At 69.2% G+C, this 22,801-nt stretch carries 19 protein-coding genes; 12 read left to right on the forward strand and 7 right to left on the reverse strand.

Annotated elements, in window-relative coordinates:
• Positions 1 to 4: 4 nt before the first annotated feature.
• Positions 5 to 2,617, reverse strand: a complete 2,613-nt coding sequence (locus BR31_RS0104825; RefSeq protein WP_156042351.1) for a hypothetical protein — start codon at positions 2,615 to 2,617, stop codon at positions 5 to 7.
• A gap of 115 nt (positions 2,618 to 2,732) precedes the next feature.
• Here BR31_RS0104825 and BR31_RS0104830 point away from each other — a divergent pair, with 115 nt between their 5' ends.
• Both BR31_RS0104830 and BR31_RS0104835 read left to right on the forward strand, forming a co-directional pair.
• On the forward strand, positions 2,733 to 3,152 hold the full coding sequence (locus BR31_RS0104830) for an ArsR/SmtB family transcription factor (RefSeq protein WP_027499977.1): 420 nt from the start codon (positions 2,733 to 2,735) through the stop codon (positions 3,150 to 3,152).
• On the forward strand, positions 3,149 to 4,153 hold the full coding sequence (locus BR31_RS0104835; RefSeq protein ID WP_027499978.1) for a cation diffusion facilitator family transporter: 1,005 nt from the start codon (positions 3,149 to 3,151) through the stop codon (positions 4,151 to 4,153). The genes BR31_RS0104830 and BR31_RS0104835 overlap by 4 nt, the downstream gene beginning before the upstream one ends.
• Positions 4,154 to 4,188: 35 nt before the next feature.
• On the opposite strand, the gene BR31_RS0104840 is transcribed toward BR31_RS0104835, so the two are convergent.
• On the reverse strand, positions 4,189 to 4,608 hold the full coding sequence (locus tag BR31_RS0104840; protein ID WP_027499979.1) for a Fur family transcriptional regulator: 420 nt from the start codon (positions 4,606 to 4,608) through the stop codon (positions 4,189 to 4,191).
• A complete protein-coding gene (locus BR31_RS0104845; protein WP_425528728.1) occupies positions 4,605 to 4,967 on the reverse strand; it encodes an ArsR/SmtB family transcription factor in 363 nt (120 codons plus the stop codon). The genes BR31_RS0104840 and BR31_RS0104845 overlap by 4 nt, the downstream gene beginning before the upstream one ends.
• A gap of 199 nt (positions 4,968 to 5,166) precedes the next feature.
• Between BR31_RS0104845 and BR31_RS0104850 the strand changes: the two genes are divergently transcribed.
• The 3 genes from BR31_RS0104850 to BR31_RS27415 all read left to right on the forward strand — a co-directional run bounded on the left by BR31_RS0104850 (position 5,167) and on the right by BR31_RS27415 (position 9,643).
• Complete coding sequence (locus BR31_RS0104850; RefSeq protein ID WP_027499981.1) at positions 5,167 to 6,558, forward strand: glycine--tRNA ligase; 1,392 nt, start codon at positions 5,167 to 5,169, stop codon at positions 6,556 to 6,558.
• Between the two features lie 172 nt (positions 6,559 to 6,730).
• Positions 6,731 to 7,180, forward strand: a complete 450-nt coding sequence (locus tag BR31_RS0104855; RefSeq protein ID WP_231496375.1) for an SRPBCC family protein — start codon at positions 6,731 to 6,733, stop codon at positions 7,178 to 7,180.
• Between the two features lie 120 nt (positions 7,181 to 7,300).
• The gene (locus BR31_RS27415; protein WP_037175557.1) at positions 7,301 to 9,643 is read left to right on the forward strand and encodes an ATP-binding protein; all 2,343 of its coding nucleotides are present in this window, start codon (positions 7,301 to 7,303) and stop codon (positions 9,641 to 9,643) included.
• Positions 9,644 to 9,699: 56 nt separating this feature from the next.
• Here BR31_RS27415 and BR31_RS31820 read toward each other — a convergent pair whose 3' ends face one another.
• On the reverse strand, positions 9,700 to 10,344 hold the full coding sequence (locus tag BR31_RS31820; RefSeq protein WP_197023552.1) for a hypothetical protein: 645 nt from the start codon (positions 10,342 to 10,344) through the stop codon (positions 9,700 to 9,702).
• A gap of 890 nt (positions 10,345 to 11,234) precedes the next feature.
• A complete protein-coding gene (locus BR31_RS27425) occupies positions 11,235 to 11,657 on the reverse strand; it encodes a Zn-ribbon domain-containing OB-fold protein (RefSeq protein ID WP_051636962.1) in 423 nt (140 codons plus the stop codon).
• A 262-nt stretch (positions 11,658 to 11,919) separates the two neighbouring features.
• Between BR31_RS27425 and BR31_RS0104875 the strand changes: the two genes are divergently transcribed.
• The gene (locus tag BR31_RS0104875) at positions 11,920 to 14,256 is read left to right on the forward strand and encodes an ATP-binding protein (RefSeq protein WP_156042352.1); all 2,337 of its coding nucleotides are present in this window, start codon (positions 11,920 to 11,922) and stop codon (positions 14,254 to 14,256) included.
• Positions 14,257 to 14,278: 22 nt separating this feature from the next.
• Here the strand turns inward: BR31_RS0104875 and BR31_RS0104880 are convergent, their stop codons facing one another.
• Both BR31_RS0104880 and BR31_RS0104885 read right to left on the reverse strand, forming a co-directional pair.
• Complete coding sequence (locus BR31_RS0104880) at positions 14,279 to 15,019, reverse strand: ABC transporter permease (protein WP_027499985.1); 741 nt, start codon at positions 15,017 to 15,019, stop codon at positions 14,279 to 14,281.
• 39 nt (positions 15,020 to 15,058) lie between these two features.
• The gene (locus BR31_RS0104885; protein ID WP_027499986.1) at positions 15,059 to 17,089 is read right to left on the reverse strand and encodes a TPM domain-containing protein; all 2,031 of its coding nucleotides are present in this window, start codon (positions 17,087 to 17,089) and stop codon (positions 15,059 to 15,061) included.
• A 142-nt stretch (positions 17,090 to 17,231) separates the two neighbouring features.
• Here BR31_RS0104885 and BR31_RS27430 point away from each other — a divergent pair, with 142 nt between their 5' ends.
• From BR31_RS27430 to BR31_RS0104915, 6 genes are read left to right on the forward strand one after another with little or no spacing between them, the layout of a single operon-like run.
• On the forward strand, positions 17,232 to 18,173 hold the full coding sequence (locus BR31_RS27430; RefSeq protein WP_051636963.1) for an ABC transporter ATP-binding protein: 942 nt from the start codon (positions 17,232 to 17,234) through the stop codon (positions 18,171 to 18,173).
• A 2-nt stretch (positions 18,174 to 18,175) separates the two neighbouring features.
• Positions 18,176 to 18,961 carry an ABC transporter permease gene (locus BR31_RS0104895; RefSeq protein WP_051636964.1) on the forward strand — a complete coding sequence of 262 codons (786 nt, stop codon included), beginning with the start codon at positions 18,176 to 18,178 and terminating at the stop codon, positions 18,959 to 18,961.
• Positions 18,962 to 19,017: 56 nt separating this feature from the next.
• A complete protein-coding gene (locus tag BR31_RS27435) occupies positions 19,018 to 20,178 on the forward strand; it encodes a sensor histidine kinase (protein ID WP_231496376.1) in 1,161 nt (386 codons plus the stop codon).
• Positions 20,175 to 20,789, forward strand: a complete 615-nt coding sequence (locus BR31_RS0104905) for a response regulator transcription factor (protein ID WP_027499988.1) — start codon at positions 20,175 to 20,177, stop codon at positions 20,787 to 20,789. The genes BR31_RS27435 and BR31_RS0104905 overlap by 4 nt, the downstream gene beginning before the upstream one ends.
• Positions 20,790 to 20,840: 51 nt before the next feature.
• The gene (locus BR31_RS0104910; protein WP_027499989.1) at positions 20,841 to 21,518 is read left to right on the forward strand and encodes a YdcF family protein; all 678 of its coding nucleotides are present in this window, start codon (positions 20,841 to 20,843) and stop codon (positions 21,516 to 21,518) included.
• Positions 21,518 to 22,798 (forward strand): deoxyguanosinetriphosphate triphosphohydrolase, encoded by a 1,281-nt coding sequence (locus BR31_RS0104915; RefSeq protein WP_027499990.1) that lies wholly within the window; start codon positions 21,518 to 21,520, stop codon positions 22,796 to 22,798. The genes BR31_RS0104910 and BR31_RS0104915 overlap by 1 nt, the downstream gene beginning before the upstream one ends.
• Positions 22,799 to 22,801 lie beyond the last annotated feature (3 nt).

Below are 22,801 nucleotides of genomic sequence, written 5' to 3' on the forward strand. Positions count from 1 at the left end.
GGCATTACCGCTGTGCGCGTTTGGATTCGCGGGCTGCCTTCTTCGCTGAGCGGGTGATGCTCTTGAGCTCGTCGCGGGTGAATCCGAGGTGATGGGCGGATCGCATCCAGGTGTAGAGGTCCGATGCTGCACGGTGCTGGCCGAGTTGCGTGTAGCAGGCCGCCAGGTCGAAGGCGGACTTGCGGCCTCGTTCGGCGATCTCGGAGTCGGGGAAGGCGCAGGCGATGTCCAGGATGATTCGGTGGGCGCTGGTCGCCTCGGGTAGGCGGCCGAGACCGGTCAGGAGTAGCGCTTTGTTGCGCAGTGCCTTGATGCGGCGGAGCCGGCGCTCGGCGGAGTCGACGGACTGGTCGTGGATTCTGAGGACGTGGTCGTAGGCGGCGATCGCAGCGAAGGGGTCGTCCAGGTTGTCGGTCAGGACGGCGCGGTTGTAGGCGGCTACTTCGCGGGCGTTCACGATGTCGCCGTCGGTCGATCCGTCGGCGAGCCGCTCGAGTGCCTCGTAGGCCTCGATCGCGGCGCGTTCCTCGCCGAGCCGGCCGAGCGCGATGCCGAGCCTCAGGTGACCACGCGCGTGCACCCGGCGTGCCCGGGTGTCGAGACCGGGGCGGCGCAAGGCGGCGCTGCGTGCGACGGCGACGAGCTCCTCCCACCGCCCGGCGTCGAGAAACAGGCCTCCGAGCACGTCCAACGCCGCGAGCCCGAGCATGACGATGTTCGGATCGGGGTCTGCGCGGGTGTCGGCCGCAATCGCCGCGAGGAGTTCTTCGGCGTCCGCGTGGCGTCCCTCGGCGACCGCCGTGTCGGCCCGGTGCACCCGTTCGCGAAATTCACGGTAGCGGGCCTCTCCCGCCGAGGCGGGGGCCGCATTCGTGGGGGACGAGATCGCGAGGATCCGTCGATTCTCGGTCGCGAGTTCGACGGTGTCGCGAATATCCGGGTCGTCGCTGTCCGCATGTCTCGTCACCAGGCTCTGCAGCAACGTCGCCGCCACCTGGTGTTCGCCGCGTTCCGCCGCGCGCGTCGACTGAGTGAGGCGTCGCCGGGCGTCGAGGCGGCGGATGCGGATGTCCTCGTCGTCGGCGAACAGGTCTGAGAAGCGGTGTAGGGCACCGTCGATCTCGGCGGGATCGAGGCCGGGTGACTGCCACGTCGAGAAGAGCGCATTCGCCGCCCACAGGCGCACATCGGCGTCGGCGTCGGGGGCCGAGCGATCCACGGCATCGCCTATGACGCGGCGAGATTCGGCCAGTTCGCCTGCTTCCCGCAGTAGGCGTCCTCGCCAGTACATCGCCTGGGCTATCGCCGCCGGCACGCCGGGCACGCCTGCGGCAGTGGCGTAGCGGTGCGGTACCTGCGCCAGCGCATCGAGTGCCTCTTTCCGTCGTCCGGTGTCGGCGAGTCGAAGTGCCCGGTCGACTGTCGCCAGGGCGAGCGGCACGACGAGGCGCTCGTCGTGTTCGTGCCCGGGGAATCGAGCATCGAGCCGCTCGTAGAGCCGCACGGCGCCCTCGGGGTCGCCGAGGTGCGCGGTCACCTCGGCGAGGCGTGCCGCCACCCGCGCCCGTGCTGCCGCGGTGAGCGGGCTCGGGTCGGTGCCGAACGCGTGGTCGGCGTGCGCGAGGACCTGTCGATGCACCGCCGTCACCGCGCCCGCGTCCCCGGGAACGCCCCCGAGCACCCACCACAGGATCGCCTCGCGCGCGTCCTCGGATGCGCAGGCGGCATAGCGGTCCACCAGTGCAGCACCGTGTTCCACCGCGGCGGGGTCGCGCTCGGTGTCGGGTAGCCGCTCCAGTGTCTGGTCGAGGTGCCGGGCCTGTTCGGCGGCCGCCTCGAAGCCGAGCTCGGCGACGGGCACATCCAGGGCGCGGAGACCGTGGGCAATCGCCACCGCCGCCGGCGCTCCCCGGCCGATCTCGTCGTCGACCAGACAGAGCGATGCGGCGTGCAGGAGCGTCCGCGCCGAGGGGACAGGCTCGGCCTCGGCGATGACACGGTGCATCAGCGCGATCGCCGACTCCGGGTCGTCGCCGGCGTCGTAGCGGATCTGCGCCGCCCGATAGAGCGCGGCAATGCGAAGGTGACGTAACCGCTCGTCGGATTCCGCGGTGAGCGTGAGCGCCAGCGTCTCGAGTCCGACCGCCACGCGATGGTGATCTCGTCCGAGGTGCCTCCGCAGGATCTCGGCGGTGAACATTGCCTCCGCTCGTGCCCGCCGCACACCGAGCGGTTGCTCGTCCCCACTGTGACGCGCCGCGAACGACTCCGCCGCTCGCATCACGTCGACGAGCACGACCGCATCGTCGGGCTCGTGCCGGTGGACCCACTCGATCGCCTCGAGCTCGGCGAGCGCGCGGGCCTCACGGACGGCGTCGGCGTCGAAGCCGTCCGTGAGTTCGGTCATCCTCGCGATCCGCCGCTCGACGACATGGTGTGGTTCGGACGGAGCCTCCATCCGGACGAGCATCCCGGTCGCCTCGGCCACGGCGATTGCTTCTACATCCTGGGCGGCAAACCTCTGCCCATCCAGCGCCAGCGTCAGGATCGCGTGCGCCTGCTCCTGATCACCGTCCGCGAGCAGCTCGCGCGCACGGCGCACGACGTCACGAATCAACGTCGATCCTTTCCGGTTGACGAGCACGGCCCGAACGAGAACTGAACTCTAAAATCTACGGGCTACGTTGCGCGCAGCGGATTCGTCCGGTGAGGTCGGGGCGTATTATCTGCGTATGAATGCAGATAGTGACGTTTGCAGGCGTCGGCTGCAGGACGACCAGGTCGGCCTGGTCGTGGAGGTCTTCCGCATGCTGGCCGACGCCACTCGCGTGCACCTGTTGTGGGCCCTGATCGACCGGGAATGCTCGGTCAACGAGCTGGCGGCGCACGTCGGCAAGCCGGCACCGTCGGTGTCACAGCACCTGGCGAAGCTGAGAATGGCGCGCCTGGTGCGGACACGCCGCGAGGGCACGACGGTGTTCTATCGGCTCGAGAACGACCACGTGCGGCAGCTGCTGACCGACGCGGTGTTCAACGCCGAGCACGCCGGTCCCGGCGTGCCCGGCCATCACCGCACCGACAGCGGGTTGCGGGTCCTGCACGCCGATGCCGCGGGGGAGGCGGCGGTCGGCGAGATCGGCGGCCAGCCGTGACGCACGAACACCACGGGCACGGCCACCGGCGAGCGGACGGCCTCGGCGGCGGCCTCCGGTCCGCGGTGCGGGAGGTGTTCGTCCCGCACCGACACGACGCGGCCGACCGCGTCGACAACGCCCTCGAATCGAGCGCGATCGGCATCAGGGCCGTCAAGATCAGCCTGGTGGCATTGGCTGTCACCGCGCTCGTGCAGTCGGCGATCGTCGCGGTCTCGGGGTCGGTGGCCCTGCTGGCCGACACCATCCACAACTTCGCCGACGCGCTGACCGCCGTCCCCCTGTGGATCGCGTTCGCACTGGGCAGACGAGCGGCGACCCGCCGCTACACGTACGGGTTCGGTCGCGCCGAGGATCTGGCCGGCCTGTTCGTGCTCGCCATGATCGCGCTGTCCGCGATGATCGCGGGTTACGAGGCGGTGCGCCGACTGCTCGAACCGGTCCCGATCGAGCACCTCGGATGGGTGGCGGCGGCCGGGCTGGTCGGGTTCGTCGGCAATGAGCTCGTCGCGCTCTACCGGATCCGGGTCGGCCGGCGGATCGGATCCGCCGCACTTGTCGCCGACGGCCTGCACGCGCGCACGGACGGCTTCACCTCGCTCGCGGTGCTGTTCGGTGCGGGAGGCGTCGCCCTCGGGTTCCCGCTGGCCGACCCCGTCGTGGGCCTGCTCATCACCGCCGCGATCCTGGTCGTGCTCGGGAGCGCGGCGCGTGAGGTGTTCCGTCGGCTGATGGACGGGGTCGATCCGGACCTGGTCGATGCCTGCGAGCGGGTGCTCGCCGCGGAGCCGGGGGTGGCGGGGGTCAGGAGCCTGAAGATGCGGTGGATCGGTCATCGGCTGCACGCCGACGCCGAACTCGACATCGACGCCTGCACCAGTCTCGAGGACGCCCATCGGATCGCGCACCGAGCCGAACACGCGCTCACCCATGCGGTCCCCGAGCTCTCGACCGCGCTGGTCCACGCCTATCCCGCACACCCGCTGACCCGGGCGGCGTGAGCGGCGGGCCTGGGATCGGCGAAACCGCGCCGACGTCAGGCGGAGCAGTTGCGGCAGGTGCCGAAGATCTCGACGGTGTGGCTGACGTCGGTGAAGCCGTTCTCGTCGGCGATGGACTGCGACCACTGCTCGACCGTCGGGCCCTCGACCTCGACGGTGAACCCGCACGAGCGGCACACCAGGTGGTGGTGATGCCCGGAGGAGCACCGGCGGTACACCGACTCGCCGGTGTCGGTGCGCAGGACGTCGACGGTGCCGGCGTCGGCCAGGGTCTGCAGCGTCCGGTAGACGGTCGTCAGGCCGATGCCCTCGCCGCGCTTGCGCAGCTCGTCGTGCAGGTCCTGCGCCGAGCGGAACTCGTCGATCTCGTCCAGGAGAGCGGAGATCGCGCTGCGCTGCTTGGTGGCTCGCACGCCGACCACGACCGGGCTGCGCCTGTCGTTCTTCTCGGTCACGGTCTCGGTCCTTCCTCGGCGTGGGCGACGGCGTCGATCACGATGTGGGCGAGGTGGTCGTCGACGAGGCGGTAGAACACCTCGCGGCCGTTGCGTTCGCCGCGCACGACGCCCGCCGACTTGAGCACCCGCAGGTGTTGGCTGATCAACGGTTGGGTGACACCGAGCGCCTCGACGAGTTCATGCACGCAGCGCTCCGCGTCGCGCAGCTGCAGCACGATCGCGATCCGCACCGGGGCGGCAAGGGCGCGCAGGATGTCGCCCGCTGCGCTCAGGGTGTCCTTGCTCGGCAGGGCGGCAGGCGGCCTCGATCCGGACGGAACGTGTTCGGTGGTGTGGAGATCGTCGGCATCGCTGATGCTCACCCTGTGCCCACCTCCTCGTTGGACCGATCATGTCGGTCCGCGCTCGCCTTATTGCAAATCGATTCCATTTTGATATGCATGGATGCGCATGTCAAATGGGGAGATTTCGGTCGGCCCGGCGGGGCAGATAGGCTGGGTGCCAGAAAATCGCACGTGACCGCAGCATCTATTACCCAGATGGAGAGCTCCCCAAGTGGCACCCAAGTCCATGATCGAGACCGTCGCCAACCTCGCCAAGCGCAGGGGGCTCGTCTATCCCTGCGGTGAGATCTACGGCGGGACCAAGTCTGCCTGGGACTACGGGCCGCTCGGCGTCGAGCTCAAGGAGAACATCAAGAAGCAGTGGTGGCGCAACATCGTCACCAGCCGCGACGACGTCGTCGGCCTCGACTCCTCGGTGATCCTCCCGCGCGAGGTGTGGGTGGCATCCGGGCACGTCGGCGTCTTCAACGACCCGCTCGTCGAGTGCCTGCACTGCCACAAGCGGCACCGCCAGGACCACCTGCAGGAGGCCTACGCGGAGAAGAAGGGCCTGGACAACCCCGACGACGTGTCCATGGAGCTCATCGTGTGCCCGGACTGCGGAACCGTCGGCCAGTGGACCGAGCCGCGTGACTTCAACATGATGCTCAAGACGCACCTCGGCCCCATCGAGACCGAGGAGGGGCTGCACTACCTGCGGCCCGAGACCGCGCAGGGCATCTTCGTCAACTTCGCCAACGTGCTCACCACCTCGCGCAAGAAGCCGCCGTTCGGCATCGCCCAGATCGGCAAGAGCTTCCGCAACGAGATCACGCCCGGCAACTTCATCTTCCGCACCCGCGAGTTCGAGCAGATGGAGATGGAGTTCTTCGTCAAGCCGGGCGAGGACGAGCAGTGGCACCAGTACTGGATCGACACCCGGCTCGCCTGGTACACCGATCTCGGCATCGATCCCGAGAACCTGCGGCTCTACGAGCACCCCGCCGACAAGCTCTCGCACTACTCGACCCGCACCGTCGACATCGAGTACCGCTTCCGGTTCCAGGGCAGCGAATGGGGCGAGCTCGAGGGCGTCGCCAACCGCACCGACTTCGACCTCAAGACCCACTCGCAGCACTCGGGCACCGACCTGAACTACTTCGACCAGGCCAGCGGTGAGCGGTACACCCCGTACGTCATCGAGCCGGCAGCAGGCCTGACCCGCTCGCTGATGGCCTTCCTGGTCGACGCCTACTCTGAGGACGAGGCGCCCAACGCCAAGGGTGGTGTCGACAAGCGCACCGTGCTGCGCCTGGATCGTCGGCTGGCCCCGGTCAAGGCCGCGGTGCTGCCGCTCAGCCGCAACGCCGACCTCACCCCGAAGGCCAAGGACCTCGCGGCACTGCTGCGCAAGAACTGGAACGTCGAGTTCGACGACGCGGGCGCCATCGGTCGCCGCTACCGTCGCCAGGACGAGATCGGCACCCCGTTCTGCATCACGGTCGACTTCGACACCCTCGACGATCAGGCCGTGACGATCCGAGAGCGCGACACCATGGAGCAGGAGCGGGTCTCGCTCGACAAGGTCGAGAGTTACCTCGCCCAGCGCCTGATCGGCGCCTAGTCCCGTAAGGGTCTGACCCGCAAAAGGCCGCCCGCAGCGTCTACATCGCTGCCGGGCGGCCTTTGTCGTGCCGACGTAGTCGGCGACCAATTCGCAACCAATGGTTGCGCATAGACGGGGGAGCCGCTAACGTTATGTGCAACCAAACATTGCGCAAAGAGGAGAAATGATGATGGACATCCTGCATCGGGTCGGCGCGAAGACGCCGACGCCGGAACCGATCTATGACGCGCTGACCTCGATCGACGGCCTTGCCGCGTGGTGGACCCGTGACACGTCGGGCACGCCCGACGAGGTCGGCGGCGTCATCGAGTTCAGGTTCCCGCCGGTCGGCGGGTTCGACATGGAGGTGGTCGAGCTCGTCGCGGGCAAGCGTGTCGTGTGGCGAGTCGTGGGGGAGAGCCCCGAGGAGTGGCTCGGTACAACGATCGAGTTCGACCTGCGCCAGGACGGTGACTACACGATCGTTCTCTTCAAGCACGCCGGCTGGCGGGAGCCGGTGGAGTTCATGCACCACTGCAGCACGAAGTGGGCAACGTTCCTCCTCAGCCTGATCCAGCTGGTCGAGACCGGGACGGGCGCGCCCGCGCCCGACGAGGTCCGCGTCGGTGACTGGCGCTGAGCGAGCACGTGCGGAAGGGGCCGGTCGACCACAGGGTCGACCGGGCCCCTTCGATCTGTTTGTCGTGACGTGACAGGGGTAGTTTCGAGCACACGACAACGACGAACGACAGGACGCTCGATGGCGACCTTGGTGAAGGAGAAGCCCGGGAACCTGCCGGCGGAGCTGACCAGTTTCATCGGCAGGCGCCACGAGATCGCCGAGGCGAGGCGGCTGCTGGGGGCCTCGCGGTTGGTGACGTTGGCCGGCATCGGTGGGGTCGGCAAGTCCAGGCTGGCGTTGCGGGTCGCCGAGGATTCGCGGCGAGCGTTCGCCGATGGGGTGTGGTTCGTCGCGCTCGGTGACCTGCAGGATTCCGAGTTGTTGGTGGAGGCCGTCGCCGGCGCGCTCGGGCTGCCGGATCAGCCGGGCCTGTCGTTGGCTCGCCTGCTGGCCGATCACCTCTCCACCCGGCACACGTTGTTGGTCCTGGACAATTGCGAGCACCTCTTGGGTGCTGTCGCGGAGTTGGCGCAGACCCTGTTGCGAGCGTGCCCGGAGCTGCGGATCCTGGCCACGAGCCGCGAGATCCTCGGGGTGGACGGGGAGCGGGTGCTGAAGGTGCCGCCGTTGACGGCGCCGGACCCGCAGCACACCCCGAGACTCGAGGCGATGCCCCGGTACGAATCGGTGGCGCTGTTCGTCGCGCGGGCCGCCGACGCTCTGCCTGATTTCGCGCTCACCGAGGCCAATTGCGCTGCGGTGGCGGGGATATGCCGCCAGCTGGACGGACTTCCGTTGGCCATCGAGCTGGCCGCGGTGCGGATCCGCGCGATGACAGCCGAGCAGATCCTGCAGCGCCTGACCGACCGCTACCAGTTGTTGACCGTCGGATCCCGGGTGGCGCCGTCCCGACAGCAGACGTTGCGGTCCTGCGTGGACTGGAGCTACGAGCTGTGCGGGCCCCGCGAGCAGCAGCTGTGGGCGTGGCTGTCGGTGTTCGTGGGCGGTTTCGAGCTGGACGCGGCCGAGGGCATCTGTCCCGAGGAACTGGTCGACGGATTTCTCGACTCGGTGGCCTCCCTCGTCGACAAGTCGATCCTGGTACGCCAGGAGTGCGGGGCGGTGGTGCGATTCGGGATGGTCGAGACGATCGGTGCGTATGGCAAGGAGAAGTTGCGCGAATCCGGCGACTATTCCAAAGCGCAGCGGCGGCACCTCGCGTGGTATGAGAGCTTGGTCAAGCGGGTCGAGATCGAGTGGATCGGCCCCGACCAGGTGGACTGGGTCGATCGATTCGATCGGGAGCAGCCGAACCTGCGGGAGGCGCTGACGTTCAGCCTGACCGAGGAGGTCGTCGCCACCGACCCGGATGTCGCCGCGCGCATGGCGAACGCCTTGTGGCTGTTCTGGTCGTGCCGGGGCCTGTTGACGGAGGCCCGGTATTGGATGGGCCGCTGCCTCGCCGGCTCCGACACTGCGGGGGCCGAGGAACGCGTCAAGACGTTGTACGGCGACTGCTTGTTGGCGGGGATGCAGGGTCAACTCGAGGAGGCCGCGACGCGGGCGGTGGAATGCTGTTCGCTCGCAGAGCAATCGGGGCACGTGGAGTCGCTCGAGGTCGCGAACTATGCGCGTGGATATCTGGCCTTGTTCACCGGAGACCTCGCAGGGGCGGTCGAACCGTTCCGGGCGGCCCTCGTCAGGGCACGCGCGGAGGGCGCCCACCCGACCGGGACCGGACTCCAAATCGCACGATCGATAGGTGGGTTTCTCGGCCTGGCGATCGCGAGCGGACTGTCGGGGGACGAGGAGACCGCGGTCGCTTGTCATGAGCAGGTGCTCGCGATCACCGCGCCGCGAGGTGAGTCCACCTACCGTGCGTGGGCATCGTGGGCCCTCGCGCTGACGGCATTGCAGGCAGGAGACACCGATCGGGCAACAGCCCTCCTGAATTCGGCGTTGCCGCTGCTTCGGCGCCTCAAAGACCTGGTCATGGCGGGCTGGTGTCTCGAGTCGTTGGCCTGGGCCGCGATTCGCGAGGACCAGGCGACCCGGGCCGCCGTCCTGATGGGCGCCGCCGAGACGCTCGCGCAGACGGTCGGAAGGATCTCGGTGACCCTCCCGAACCTGCTCGGCAACCACGACGAGTGCGAGCAACTCACCCGCAATGCACTCGGGGACAAGGCCTACGGCGAAGCATTTCGCACCGGTACCGCCATGAACCTCGACGAATCCGTCTCCTACGCACTCGGCGAGAACCTCACCGACCGGCCTCAGCCCGCACTTGTGTCGTCACTGTTGACCCCGCGCGAAACCGAGGTGGCACAGCTCGTCGCGGCAGGCCATTCGAACAAGGCGATCGCCTCGATGCTGGTGATCTCAACCCGCACCGCCCAGGGCCACGTCGAACACATCCTGTCCAAGCTCGGGTTCACCTCGCGAACTCAGATCGCGGCGTGGATCGCCGAGTCTCTGCAATGAAGGGTCTGTCCCCGGCCGCGGTGGCTGGGGACAGACCCTTCATCGTGTGCCGGTCGTCAGGAGCCGAAGCCGGCGAGGAGTTTGCTGAGGCTGCCAGTGCCTCCGGTGCCTCCGGTGCCTCCGGTGCCTCCGGTGCCGCCCGTTCCGCCCGTTCCACCGGTACTGGCCGGGGAAACGGTGATCGACGGGCCCTTGTTGCCGTAGTTGCCGCTGCCGAGTGATCCGGTGTAGTCCATGCCGGTGGCCAGGGGGGTACCGGTGGGGCAGTTCGCGCCGATCTTGTAGGAGACGCTGTACTCCGGTGTGGCGTGGAAGCCCGGGCGATTCTGGACAACCCAGGAAATGACGCTCCAAGAGGAGTGGACGTAGTCGGGTTTCACGTCGTCCGTGTCGGTCTGCTCCCCACCCATCTTGGCGGAGCCGGGGATGTAGGTCAGGCAGGACGGATGCCGGTCCGTGACGCTGTAGATGTACTCGTCGATCCAGCTGGTCCGGTCGAACTTCGTTGTCACGGTCACCGTGTCGCCCACCGTTGGGGTGGTGTTGCTGATGGTCCTGGTGAACTGGGACTTGCCGTCGTCCCAGGAGATCGAGCCGGGGGCCGCGCCTGCGGTGCCTGCGCCGAGGACGGCGAGCGCCCCGATGGACAGTGCCGCGGCCGCGCCTGCGGCGATGCCGCGGGTGATCTCTCGTTGTGTCATGGCTGTTCCTTCGGTGGTTGGGACGGCGACCGTCGACTTCGGCATGAAGGTCGCGGTGTTCGGGTGTGGAGCCGTGTGCTCGGCGCGCGGCGGTCGCTGCGCCGAGCACACGGGGTCGAGGGCCGGGTGTCGATCACCCGGGTGTGGGAATCAGCTGCCGTTGTTGATGACTCGGGTGATGGTGGCGCCGCTAACTGGCGGTCGAGGGGCCGGTGCTCCTCGGGAGAGCGCCGGCCCCTCGCCGGGTCGTCAGCTCAGCGCCTGCAGCAGGGTGCCGACCGTGCCGATCTTCCCGAGTACACCGAGGACCGTGAGAAAGGTTGCCATTGATCACTCCTTGAATCGAGCTCCTGAAATTTGTGCGGCCGCAACCAGGGGGCAGTTGCGGCCGCACAAATTTCTACCACGAAGAGGTGACGCCATGTGGGTGAAAAAGAAAGGCAATCTGTCCGGAGTTCTGTAAGGCCCGCGGAAGGGGCGCAATTTACGGTGTGTTCACCGATTGTTTGCGTGGGAGTCGTCATCGGTGTCCCGTGGAGAATGCTGAACATGGCCAATAGATGCAGGTCGAGTGGCGTGCTTGGGTGCTGTGAGGCGGGTTGACGGCATGGGTCTGCCAGGTCGCGGTGGCGTTGTCTGTGGCCGATTCTGATTGAATTACAGTGAATTACTGTTTATTGACACTGCAATTCGGTTAATGGTCTTCTTGGCAGGCAGAAATGCCGCCCGTGCCGACTTTATTTCGGGGGCGGTTTGTTCGGTGATAGGGGCGTTCTAAAAATGGTTGAATATGCGCACTTTTTGTGCGAATGGGTGTCGGTTCGTGTTCGGTACCTCGGGTGGATCGTCGAATGTTGTACAGGTATCGGAAAGCGAGTGCCGGCCGTCTGTCAGCCGGTGGGGAGCGACTGGTTGCAGTCGGCGCCGCAGGCGCAGAACACGGGATACCAGTCCCCGGAGGCCAGGTGATCGAACTGGACGCGGACGTGCTGGTCCGAGCGAACAGCGATCTCGCCCTCGAGCCAGGTGCAGATCCAGGGGCCGTCGTCGAGTGCGACGACCGCGAGCAGGCACGGCATCGGATCGCCGCACCTGTCGGGTGCCTCCCGATCGACCACCGTCCATGTGCGGATCTCCCCGAGCCCCGTAGACGGGACCCGCGGTAGGTCCGTGCCTCCGCAGACGTCGCAGGTGGAGCTCTCCGGGCTCAGTAGTGTCGCGCAGCGCGCGCAGTTCCGGATCATCAGCACCTCAGGCGCGTCATCGCGTGGCGATCGGTTGCCGGCCGTGATGGGTCGTGTGAGCAAGAGCATCGGAGAACCTCGACTTCACGCTGGGCAGATCTGACAAATCCCATACTTCGCGGGGGCTGTGTCGAGCACCACGGCGGGATGACGGGGGGACGTACCTGTTTTCGGGCCGCGCCTGCCGTGACGGCACCTTCATCCGCGCGACGGCGCACGGTGCCATGGCGTTACAGTTCACTCTAAAGTGTCAAGTCGGAGCCTCGCCGCACGGGGCGGGTTCCGGCCGAGATCGGTCGCGGCCCTGTGCCGGGGGAAGGCGGGAGTGACGATGCCGCCCACTGTCCATGGCAAGGTGGCCGGAAACCTGCCCGTCGAACTGAACAGCTTCGTCGGACGCCGCAGCGAGACGGCCGAGTCGAGGCGACTGTTGTCCTCCTCGCGGCTGGTGACGTTGACCGGTATCGGTGGGGTCGGCAAGACGCGACTGGCGCTGCGGGTAGCCGCCGATTCGAGACGAGACTTCGCGAACGGGGTGTGGCTCGTCGAGCTCGGTGACCTGCGCGATCCGGCCCTGGTGGCAGGCATGGTGGCGGCCACCCTCGCGCCGAGGAACACCTCGAGCGAGCCGCCACTCGGGATGTTGGCGGAACACCTGCGAGATCGACGCCTGCTACTGGTGATCGACAACTGTGAGCACGTGGTGGATGCGGTTGCGTCGCTGGCGATCACCCTGTTGCGAAGCTGTCCGGGGCTGCGGATCCTGACGACCAGTCGCGAGGCCCTCGCCGTCGGCGGAGAAGCGGTGTTGCGAGTCCCGTCCCTCGCGGTGCCCGACCCGGACGAGCCGCCGACGCTGCAGGAGCTCTCTCGCTTCGAGGCGGCGACGCTGTTCCTCGACCGCGCCGCCGTTGCGGTGCCCGGTTTCGTGCTCACCGAGGACAATCGAGTGGCCGTGGCGAAGATCTGTCACGGGCTGGACGGGCTCCCGCTCGCCATCGAACTGGCGGCGGTCCGGCTGCGAACACTGTCGGCCGACCAGATCCTCGACCGGCTGTCCGATCGGTATCAGCTGCTCACGGGTGGCCGCAGGGGAGCGCCGAGCAGGCAGCAAACGCTCAGGTTGTGCATCGAGTGGAGCCGCGAGCTGTGCACCGAAACCGAACGTGAGCTGTGGGGTCGGTTGACGATCTTCTCCGGCGGGTTCGAACTCGATGCGGCGGAAGGGATCTGCGCAGGCGATCGGCCTGCGGACGAGGTGCTCGACGTGCTGGCGTCGCTCGTCGACAAGTCGATCCTGATCTGTGAGGGCGCGGGGGCGGTGGTGCGATACCGGATGCTCGAGACCCTGCGCGAATACGGCCGCGAGGAGTTGCTCGCCCCTGACGACATCCCGGTCCTCCGTCGACGGCACCTGAACTGGTACCGGGATCTGGTCTCGACGACGAGATTCGAGTGGATCGGTCCCCGCCAGGTCGAGCTCATGGCGCGACTGGGGCGCGAGCAGGCGAACCTGCGAGAAGCGATGCACCACTGCATGAGGGAGCCGGACGAGGCCGAGATCGCCCTTCAGATCTCCGTCGCGCTGTTCCCGTTCTGGCTCTCCCGTGGTCTACTCCGCGAGGGCAGGTACTGGCTCGACTGCGCGCTGGACCTGCACGGGGACGAACCGACCGTCGACAGGGTCAAGGCGCTGTGTGCGAACAGCCTTCTCGCCGGGTATCAGGGCGACACCGCGCCTGCGACCGAGTTGGCGGCGGCGGCACAAGACCTGGCGGAGCGGCTGGACGACGACGCGTTGCGTGCGGCCGTCATGCATGCAAATGCGTACCTCGCCGCCTTCGCCGGGGACCTGCCCGGCGCCGTGACCGGGTGGGCGGATGCCCTCTCGGCCTTCCGGGACCAGGGGAACAACCTCAGGCAGATCTCGACCTTGCTCGGGCTCACCCTGGCATCCGGGCTGCTCGGCGACGCCGCCGGGGCGGTCGGGTACCAGGAAGAAGCCCTTTCCATCAGCGAACGAACCGGCGAGTTCGTCTACCGGGCATACGCGGCATGCGCGCTGGGACTCGCGCTGTGGGAGGCCGATCCACCGCGCGCGGCCGGCCTCCTCGAACAGGGCCTGCGACTGTCCCGATCTGCGGACGACCTGCTCGCGGCCGCGATGTGTGTCGAGACGCTGGCGTGGATCGCGTGCGCGGAGAATCAGGCCCGACGTGCCGCGCTGTTGCTCGGCGCGGTGGAGACGATGTGGCGAACGGTCGGTAGCCCCGGGGTGGTCGCCAGGACGCTGCAGGCGTACCACGCAGAATGCGAGCAGCAGACCCGTCGGGTTCTCGGTGACCGGGCCTTCGAGGGGGCCGTCAGAGAAGGGGCAGGGTGGGGCCCTGAGGAGGCGATCGCGTTCGCGCTCGACGAACTCTCCGAGGCCGAGGAGGAGCGGCGGTCACCTGGGCCGGCATCGGCGCTGACGCAGCGTGAGCGGCAGGTCGCCGAGCTCGTGGCTCAGGGCCTGACCAACAAGGCGATCGCTGCGCAGCTCCTGATCTCCCAGCGCACCGTGCAGGGACACGTCGAGCAGATCCTCGCGAAGCTCGGATTCGCGTCCCGGATCCAGGTCGCAGCGTGGATCGTCGAGCAAGGACTGGGCCGCCGGTCGGTGAGCTGACGCCGGAGCACAGCCGACGGCGTCAGCGCCTGACCGCGGCCCGGGCCACCAGTTCCATCGTCACGGCCACCGCACAGGTCTGCGCCAACAGCAGGCCGACGAGCACCAAAATCTGCACCGCCCCTGCCTGGATCGCAGATCCGCTGGCGAGCAGCACGCCGACGAAGGCGCCGGGAAGCGTCACCAGACCCACCGTGCGGGTCTGGTCGAGGCCCGGGAGCAGCGCGTCGGACGCGGCCGTGTGGATCACCTCCATCCGCGCGTCCCGCAGGCTCAGGCCGAGGCTCAGCGCCGCCTCGACCTCCCCGTGTCGTTGATCGATGGCGTCGAGCGCACGCTTGGCCGCCAGCGAGGTGGCGGTCATCGCACCGCCGAGCACGATGCCGCCGATCGGGATCAGCGCCACCCCCTCGAGCGGCACGACGCCGCTGATCAACATCAGCGGCAGAACGGCCGCGACGCCCACAGCAAGGGCAAGCGCCAGCCATCGACCCGACCGACCGGCGCCCGATCGGCGTGCGGCGGTTGCCGAGGCCGCGACATACATCAGGAGCAAGACCGCGGCCGCCGACCACAGGTGGCGCAGCGCGGCCGCGAGCACGACGGAGACGACCGCGAGCTGCAGGGCGCCGCGGAGCGCTGCCCGAGGCACCGTCAGCGGAGGGTCGAGTGCCGCAACCCGGTACACCACCGCGGCGATCGCGGCCATGGCCACGCAGACGACAGCCAGTGCCGGCCCCGGCTGCGCCAGTGCGGAACTCACGGTGTGTCCCTGGCGGTCGGCGCAGGCATCGAGGCTGCCCTAGAACCGCCCGCTGCGACTGATCCGCCCGGAACTGCTCGGGCCGCCGAAGGAGCCGGGACCGCGGCCACCGCCGCCGCCTCCGCCGCCACGGTTGCCCCAGCCGCCGCTCATCCCGCCGCGCATCATCGACTCGATGAGGATGCCGCCGAGGATCGCGCCGGTGTTCGCGCCGGAGTTCCTCGGCTGCCTGCTCGCCTCCCAGGTCTGCACGTCGCCCTGTGCGAGTCGCAGTGCCCTGGCGCCGAGGTCGCCCGCGGCCTTCGCGTGCTGCAGCGCCTTCGCGGGATCGGACTGGCTGAGCTGGCGGGCGGCGTCGAGGTGGCGCTCCGCCTCCGAGAGTCGGGTGCGTGCCTCCGCGCCGACGGCGCCGCGGCGGGTGTTGATGTAGTCCTTGGCGGCGGTGATCTGTGACTGGGCGACCGTCAGGTCCTGGGCGAGGCGCTGCGCAGCCCGCTCGGTCTGCTCCTTGGCGTCCATCGCGGCGGCCAGGACGGTGTCGAGTTCGTTGTCCGCCTTGACGATCGCGTTGAACGCCCCGAGCGGGTCGCTGTCCTTGAGAGACTCGGCCTGCGTCAGCGCCGCCTCCGTCGCGGCCTTGGCCGAGGCGAGGGCCTGGCCGCCGTGCTGGGCCAACGCGGCCGCCGCCGCAATGTCCTTGCGGGCGTCGTCGAGGACCGCGGGCAGGGTGGCGATGGCGGTGCGGATGTTGTCCGCGGCATGGTCGACTCCGTCGAGCAGCTCGCGGACCTGTGCGATGGCACCCTCCGCGGCCCGGATCGCGACGACGGCGGGACCCTGCTTGCCCGCGGGCAGCGCGGCCGCCTCGCGGCCCGCGGTGATGTTCTGGTCCGCGAACGTCAGCTGTTGCTGCGCCATCGCGACATTCCCCGACACCGATGCGAGCGCGGGCGCAGGGAACTCGTTCTGCAGCCCGGCGAGGGTGGCCTCCGACTTCGGGACCCGGACGGTCAACTCGACGACGTCCTGGGTGAGGGCGTCGAGACGGGCAGGCGCGTCGAGGAGCAGGTCGCGCATCCCGTCGAACTCCGTCACCCGCGAATTGAGCTCCTTGTCCGCACGGCTGCACGTCGAGATCAGCTGGATCAGCATGTCCCGCTTCTGATCCGGGGTTTCGGGGATGTCGTCGTCCAGGCGCTGGCGGAGGGTGAACGCCGACGCGAGGGCGGCCTTCGCGGCCTCGTAGGCGGTCGTGAACGGCGCGGTCGACTGATCGCCGAACTCGCCGCGGGCCAGGTTCAGCTCCTCCTCGCTGGTGCGGATCGCGTTGTCGGTCTCGACCAGTACTTCCTTGGCCCTGGCGTCGAGGGTCTCGATCGGCAGGGCCGCGATCGCGTCCGGGTTGGTCCAGTCGACGTCCTTGGCCGCCTCGATGCCCTCACGGATCCGCTCGCTCTTCTTGCGGCGCGAGTACAGCACCACGCCGCCGGCCCCGATGACCACGACGCCACCACCGATGAGCAGGTACTTGGCCGTCGATCCCGACCCCGACGAGCTCATCGCGTCGTCGATGCCGCCCGCGGCCGCAATCGCAGCGCCAGCCCAATCATCTTGTCGCAGAGCGGGAACGATGGCGTCCTGCTCGATGCTGTCGATCTCGGCGGTGCTGACATTGCTCAGGTTCGGCGGCAGGTCGAGGGCGTAGGCGCGGTCTTCGGTCGCCACCGCCAGCAGCGCGCTGTTGTCCCCGAGCCCGCTCTGCTGCGCCGTCTTGCTCGCCCATTGTCCGGCGTCCATCCCGTCGAAGCCGGCGACGTAGGTCACCCAGAGCTGCACGTGCTGCTCGTCGAAGAGCGCGTCGAGCGCGGCCCGCACGTCGGCGCGTTCGGCGTCGTCGAGGGCGCCGACCCGGTCGGAGATCTGGCCGGGCATCCGGAACGGCGCCTCGGCGGACGCGACTCCGGGCAGGCAGATCAGGCCGAGTAACGCCAGCACGGAGGCCGTGGCCGCGGCGATCGAGATGCGGTGGGAAGCGTGTCGACCGCGAGCGTGCGGCTGTGCGAGTGCCATGGCACTGAATCTATCGGCATCGGTGGGATTCGCGCTGTGATCCGAGGTCCGGCCGGTCGTCGGGCAGGGATGACAGATGTCATGGGTCGATCGTGACGTCCGACAGGTCCGTCACGGCCGCGTTCGGAGCAAGGTCGATGCCATGACCACACCTGCGATCGAACTCAGAGATCTGCGTAAGCGGTTCGCCGTCAGGGGCGGCCGTCCCGTGCAGGCCGTCGACGGGCTCGACCTCACCGTCCAGCCGGGTGAGGTCGTCGCCTTCCTCGGACCCAACGGCGCCGGTAAGACGACCACCATCGACATGATGCTCGGCCTGGCCGTGCCCGATTCCGGCGCCGTCTCGCTGTTCGGCGGTACGCCGGGCGAGGCGATCGCCACCGGACGGGTTTCCGCGGTCCTGCAGAGCGGCGGGCTGCTCAGGGACCTCACCGTGGAGGAGACCGTCCGCCTCGTCGGCGCGCTGTTCGCCACCACCCGGCCGGTCGAGGAGGTACTGGCCAGGGCCGGAATCGCGGACATCTCGGACCGGCTGGTCGGCAAGTGCTCCGGCGGCCAGCAGCAGCGACTGCGCTTCGCGCTCGCGCTGCTGCCGAATCCGGACCTGATCGTGCTCGACGAGCCGACCACCGGCATGGATGTCGAGGGCCGCCGCGAATTCTGGAACGCCATGCGCGAGGACTCGAGCCGCGGACGGACGGTGCTGTTCGCCACCCACTATCTCGACGAGGCCGACGCCTACGCGGACCGGATCGTCCTGGTCCGGCAGGGCCGCGTGGTGGCCGACGGCAGCGCGGCGGAGATCAAGAACCTGGCCTCCGGCCGGGTGATCAGTGCGACCCTGCCCGGCGCCGACCAGAGTCGGCTGCTCGCCATCGACGGGGTCGACGAGGTGGAGCTGCGCGGCGAGCGGCTCGTCGTGCACGCGAGGGACTCCGATGCGGTGGCCCGATACCTGCTGACGCACACCGACGCCCGGGACCTGGAGATCGCCTCGAAGGGACTCGAGGACGCGTTCCTGGCGCTCACCACCGAAACCGCACCCCGTGCGTCCGCCGCCGACTACATCACCCAGGGAGTCTGATCATGACCATCACGACCGTTGCCCCTTCGGCCCGCAGGATCCCGGTCGCGGGCGGGTTCAGCCTCGGCTTCCTGCTGCTGGAGCTGCGCCGCATGCTCCGGAACAAGCGCACGTTGATCTTCACCCTCGTCATGCCGCCCGCCTTCTTCGCCATCTTCGGGGTGCAATCCGATTTCACGACGCAGGCCTACGGGTCGGGCAATGTCACCGCGTACGTGATGATCTCGATGGCCGTGTACGGCGCGATGCTCGCCACCACCAGTGGCGGCGCGATGGTCTCGATCGAACGCGCGCTCGGCTGGAGCCGCCAGCTGCGGCTCACCCCACTACGTCCGAACGCGTATGTGGCCACCAAGATCGCGGTCGCGATGGTCCTCGGCCTGGTCTCGGTGAGCGTGGTGTTCGTGGTCGGGGGTGTGCTGGGGGCACACATGCCCGCGGCCGCGTGGCTCGGCAGCTTCCTGCTGGCCTGGCTCGGTTCGGTGGTGTTCGCGGCGTTCGGTCTGTTCATGGGGTACCTGCTCCCGTCCGAGAACGTCATGCAGATCCTCGGTCCAGGGCTCGCGGTGCTCGCCTTCGCCGGTGGGTTGTTCGTCCCGCCCAGCGGCTGGTTCGAGACGGTGTCGCGGTTCTTCCCGACCTATGGTGTTGCGGCCCTGGCCCGTTCGCCGCTCGGCGAGATAGGGGCGGGCACCATGGCGGTCGCGGTGGTGAACCTGCTCGTGTGGGCGGCGATCTTCGTCGTCGGGGCGACGGTGCTCTTCCGCCGCGACACCGCGCGGGTCTGATGATCAAACCGACCAGCGGCCGACCCCGTCGTCTCGGCGGGGTTAGCGTGATGGACGTGATCGACGAGCGCGCACTCGAACCGCGGGCCCCTGGACGGATGGGTTTCCTGTTCGCCGCCATCTGGCTCGTCTACCTCGCCTACCCGGTGTCCTCGGCGCTGCAGCTGAGCGACCCGGCGGCGCGGGTGTTCGCGCTGGTGCTGATCGGACTGTTCGGCATCGCGTATGTCGGCAGCTTCGTCGTGTTCCGGACGATCGACGGGATCCGCCAGCAGTGGCCGCGGCCGGAGCAGCGGGTGGTCTACACCGGACTGGCGGTGCTGACCGCGCTCATGGCCGCGGCGATGATCCCGCTCGGCTCGGATGCGTTCGCGCTCGCCATCTACATCGCCGCGCTCGGGGCGATCACGCTGCCGACGGCCAGGGCCGCGACGGTGGTCGGCCTGCTCGCTGTGGCCGTGTTCGCGCTCCCGAGGCTCGTCGAATCGCTACAGCCCCAGGACTTTCTGGCCTTCCAGATGATCGTGGCGGCCGTCGCCTCCTGGGGCATCGGGCAGATCATCTATCGGAACATGCAGCTCGCCGCCGCCAGGGAGCAGCTGGCCGCGATGGCGGTGGCCGAGGAACGCCTGCGTGTCGGGCGCGATGTGCACGACATCCTGGGACACTCGCTCACCGTGATCACCGTCAAGTCCGAACTGGCGCGCAGGCTGCTCGACCTCGATCTCGACCGGGCGCGCGCGGAACTCGACGACATCGAGTCGCTGGCGCGGGAGGCGCTCGCGGGCGTCCGCGACACCGTCGGGCGGTTGCGGGAGGTCAGCCTCGAGGGCGAACTGGCCAACGCCCGTTCGGCGCTCACCGCGGCGGGCATCGAGGCCGTGCTCCCCGATTCGGTGGAGGACGTGCCGCGGTCCCGTCAGGAGGTCTTCGGCTGGACGCTGCGCGAGGCGGTGACGAACGTGGTCAGGCACAGCGGGGCGTCGCGGTGCGAGGTGCGCCTGTCGCCGACCACGATCGAGATCTCCGACGACGGGCGGGGGCCCGGCTCCGACGGCGGCGAGGGCAACGGGCTGGCCGGTCTCCGAGAGCGCATCGGCCGGGCGGGCGGGGGCCTGCGGCTCGCGCGGCCCCCTGCGGGCGGGTTCCTCGTCAGCGCGGTGTTCCCGGAGACCCAGGACGTTGCCCGCGTGGGCGCGAAGTGGGGCAGGCGATGACCGCGCCGATCACCCTGCTCATCGCGGACGATCAGGCCCTGGTGCGGGGAGCGCTCGCGGCGCTGCTGAACCTGGAGCCGGACCTGGCCGTGGTGGCGGAGGTCGGCAGGGGAGACGAGGTGCTCGCCGCGGTCCGCGAGCACCGGCCGCAGGTGGTCCTGCTGGACGTCGAGATGCCGGGTATGGACGGCATCGCGGTGGCCGAGCAGCTGCGCGTGCAGTGCCCCGACTGCCGGATCCTGATGGTCACCACGTTCGGCAGGCCCGGGTACCTGCGGCGCGCGATCGACGCGGGCGCGAGCGGGTTCGTGGTGAAGGACACCCCGGCCCGCGAGCTCGCGGACGCCGTGCGTCGCGTGCACATGGGCCTGCGTGCGGTGGACCCCACCCTGGCCACCGAGACCCTGGCGACCGGTTCGTCCCCGCTGACCGCCCGTGAGCGCGAGGTGCTCAGGACCGCATCCGGCGGGGCGGGCACCGGCGTCATCGCGAGGACGCTGCACCTCTCGGAGGGCACGGTGCGCAATCACCTCTCGTCGGCGATCGGGAAGACCGGCACGACGACGAGGGCCGAGGCGGTCAAGGCCGCAGAACGGCTCGGCTGGTTGTAGCTCGGGCGCGCCGCGACGTGCGCTGGGGCGTAGGGCTGGCAGACTTGCGGAGTGAGTTCACCCGTAGTCCGCGTGCACGAAGCCGACCGACTCGGTTTCGGGGGCACCCTTGCCCGGTGGACGCGCCGCACCATCGCCGGTGCGGTGCTGATGGGCCTGCTGTTGGTCGGCGGTACCGCCGCCCGCGTGTGGCAGGTCGCCCGGATCGACGACCCGACCAAGGCCGACGCCATCGTCGTGCTCGGCGCGGCCCAGTACTCGGGGACGCCGTCGTCGGTGTTCGAGGCGCGCCTGGAGCAGGCCGTGAAGCTGTTCAACAGGGGCGTCGCGCCGAGCGTGGTCACCGTCGGCGGCAAGCAGGAGGGCGACGTCTACACCGAGGCCGCGTCGGGACGGAACTACCTGATCGGTCGCGGCGTGCCGGGGGACCGGATCATCGCCGTCGAGGAGGGTTCGGACACCCTGCGCAGCATCGAGGGCGTCAGCCGGGAGATGGGCGAGCACGGCATGACCTCCGCCGTCCTCGTCAGCGATCCGTGGCATTCGCTGCGTACAAGGACGATGGCCCGCGACGCCGGGCTCGAGGCATGGACGGCGCCGACCCGGCAGGGACCCGCAGTCTTCACCCGGGAGTCGCAGGCTCACGGAATCGCAAGGGAGACAGGGGCGTTGATCTGGTATCAGCTCACCCACTTCTCCGCGGACTTCCCCTACACCGCGGGACAGTGATGGCGCCGGATCCGGTGGCGGACTACACCGAGCAGGACCTGGAGCGGCGGGTGTCGGAGGCGCCGAAGACCGGCGGGCTGCCCGGCACCTCGGCCAGGCGGACCGACTTCTCCCGCGACCGGGCCCGGGTGCTGCACTGCGCGGCGCTGCGTCGGCTCGCCGACAAGACCCAGGTGGTCGGCCCGCGCGACGGCGACACCCCGCGGACCCGGCTCACCCACTCGATCGAGGTCGCGCAGATCGGCCGCAGCATCGCGGACGGCCTCGGCTGCGACCCGGACCTGGTCGACCTCGCCGGGCTCGCCCACGACATCGGCCACCCGCCGTACGGGCACAACGGCGAGAAGGCGCTCGACGAGGTGGCCGCGGACTGCGGCGGATTCGAGGGCAACGCCCAGAATCTGCGGATCCTCACCAGCCTGGAGCCGAAGGTGCTCGATGCCGACGGACGCAGCGTGGGGCTCAACCTCACCCGCGCGGCCCTCGACGCGTCGATCAAGTACCCGTGGACGCGTCCGGCGCCCGGCGCCAAGTTCGGCGCCTACGAGGACGACGCCCAGATCCTGGCCTGGGTGCGCGAGGGCGCCCCGGGGCGGCGGCGCTGCCTGGAGTCGCAGGTGATGGACTGGGCGGACGACGTCGCCTATTCGGTGCACGACGTGGAGGACGGCGTGATCGCAGGCCGCATCGACCTGCGCGCGCTCGCGGACCCCGCCGAGCAGCGGGCGCTGGCCGAGATGGGTGCCTCGGAGTTCCGTGGCCTGATCGTCGACGACCTGGTGGAGGCGGCGCGCAGGCTGTCCGTGCTGCCGGTGGTTGTCGGCGCGGGCGGCGGCTTCGACGGCACGCTGACCAGTTCGGTGGCACTGAAGAACCTCACCAGTGAGCTGGTCGGACGGTTCGCCACCGCGGCCGTCACCGAGACCCGACGGGTCGCGGGCGAAGGACCGCTCGCGCGCTACGCCGCGGATCTGGAGATCCCGCCGGTGGTGGCCGCGGAGGTGGCGCTGCTCAAGACGGTCGCGCTGCGGTACGTGATGTCCGATGCCGGGCACCGCACCAAGCAGGACCGGCAGCGTGACCGCATCCATCGGGTCTCGGAATGGCTGCACCGCACGGCGCCGTCCGGGCTGGATCCGCTGCTGCTCTCCGCCTGGGAGCGCGCGGCGGACGATGCGGCCCGCACGAGGGTGATCGTCGACCAGATCGCCTCGTACACCGAGAGCCGGCTCGAACGCGTCGACAAGCAGAGCCTCGGCGCGCAGGCGAGCTGGGGATAGCGC

The sequence above is a fragment of the Rhodococcus sp. UNC363MFTsu5.1 genome (assembly GCF_000686785.1).
GTDB classification, from domain to species: Bacteria; Actinomycetota; Actinomycetes; order Mycobacteriales; family Mycobacteriaceae; genus Rhodococcus_G; species Rhodococcus_G maanshanensis.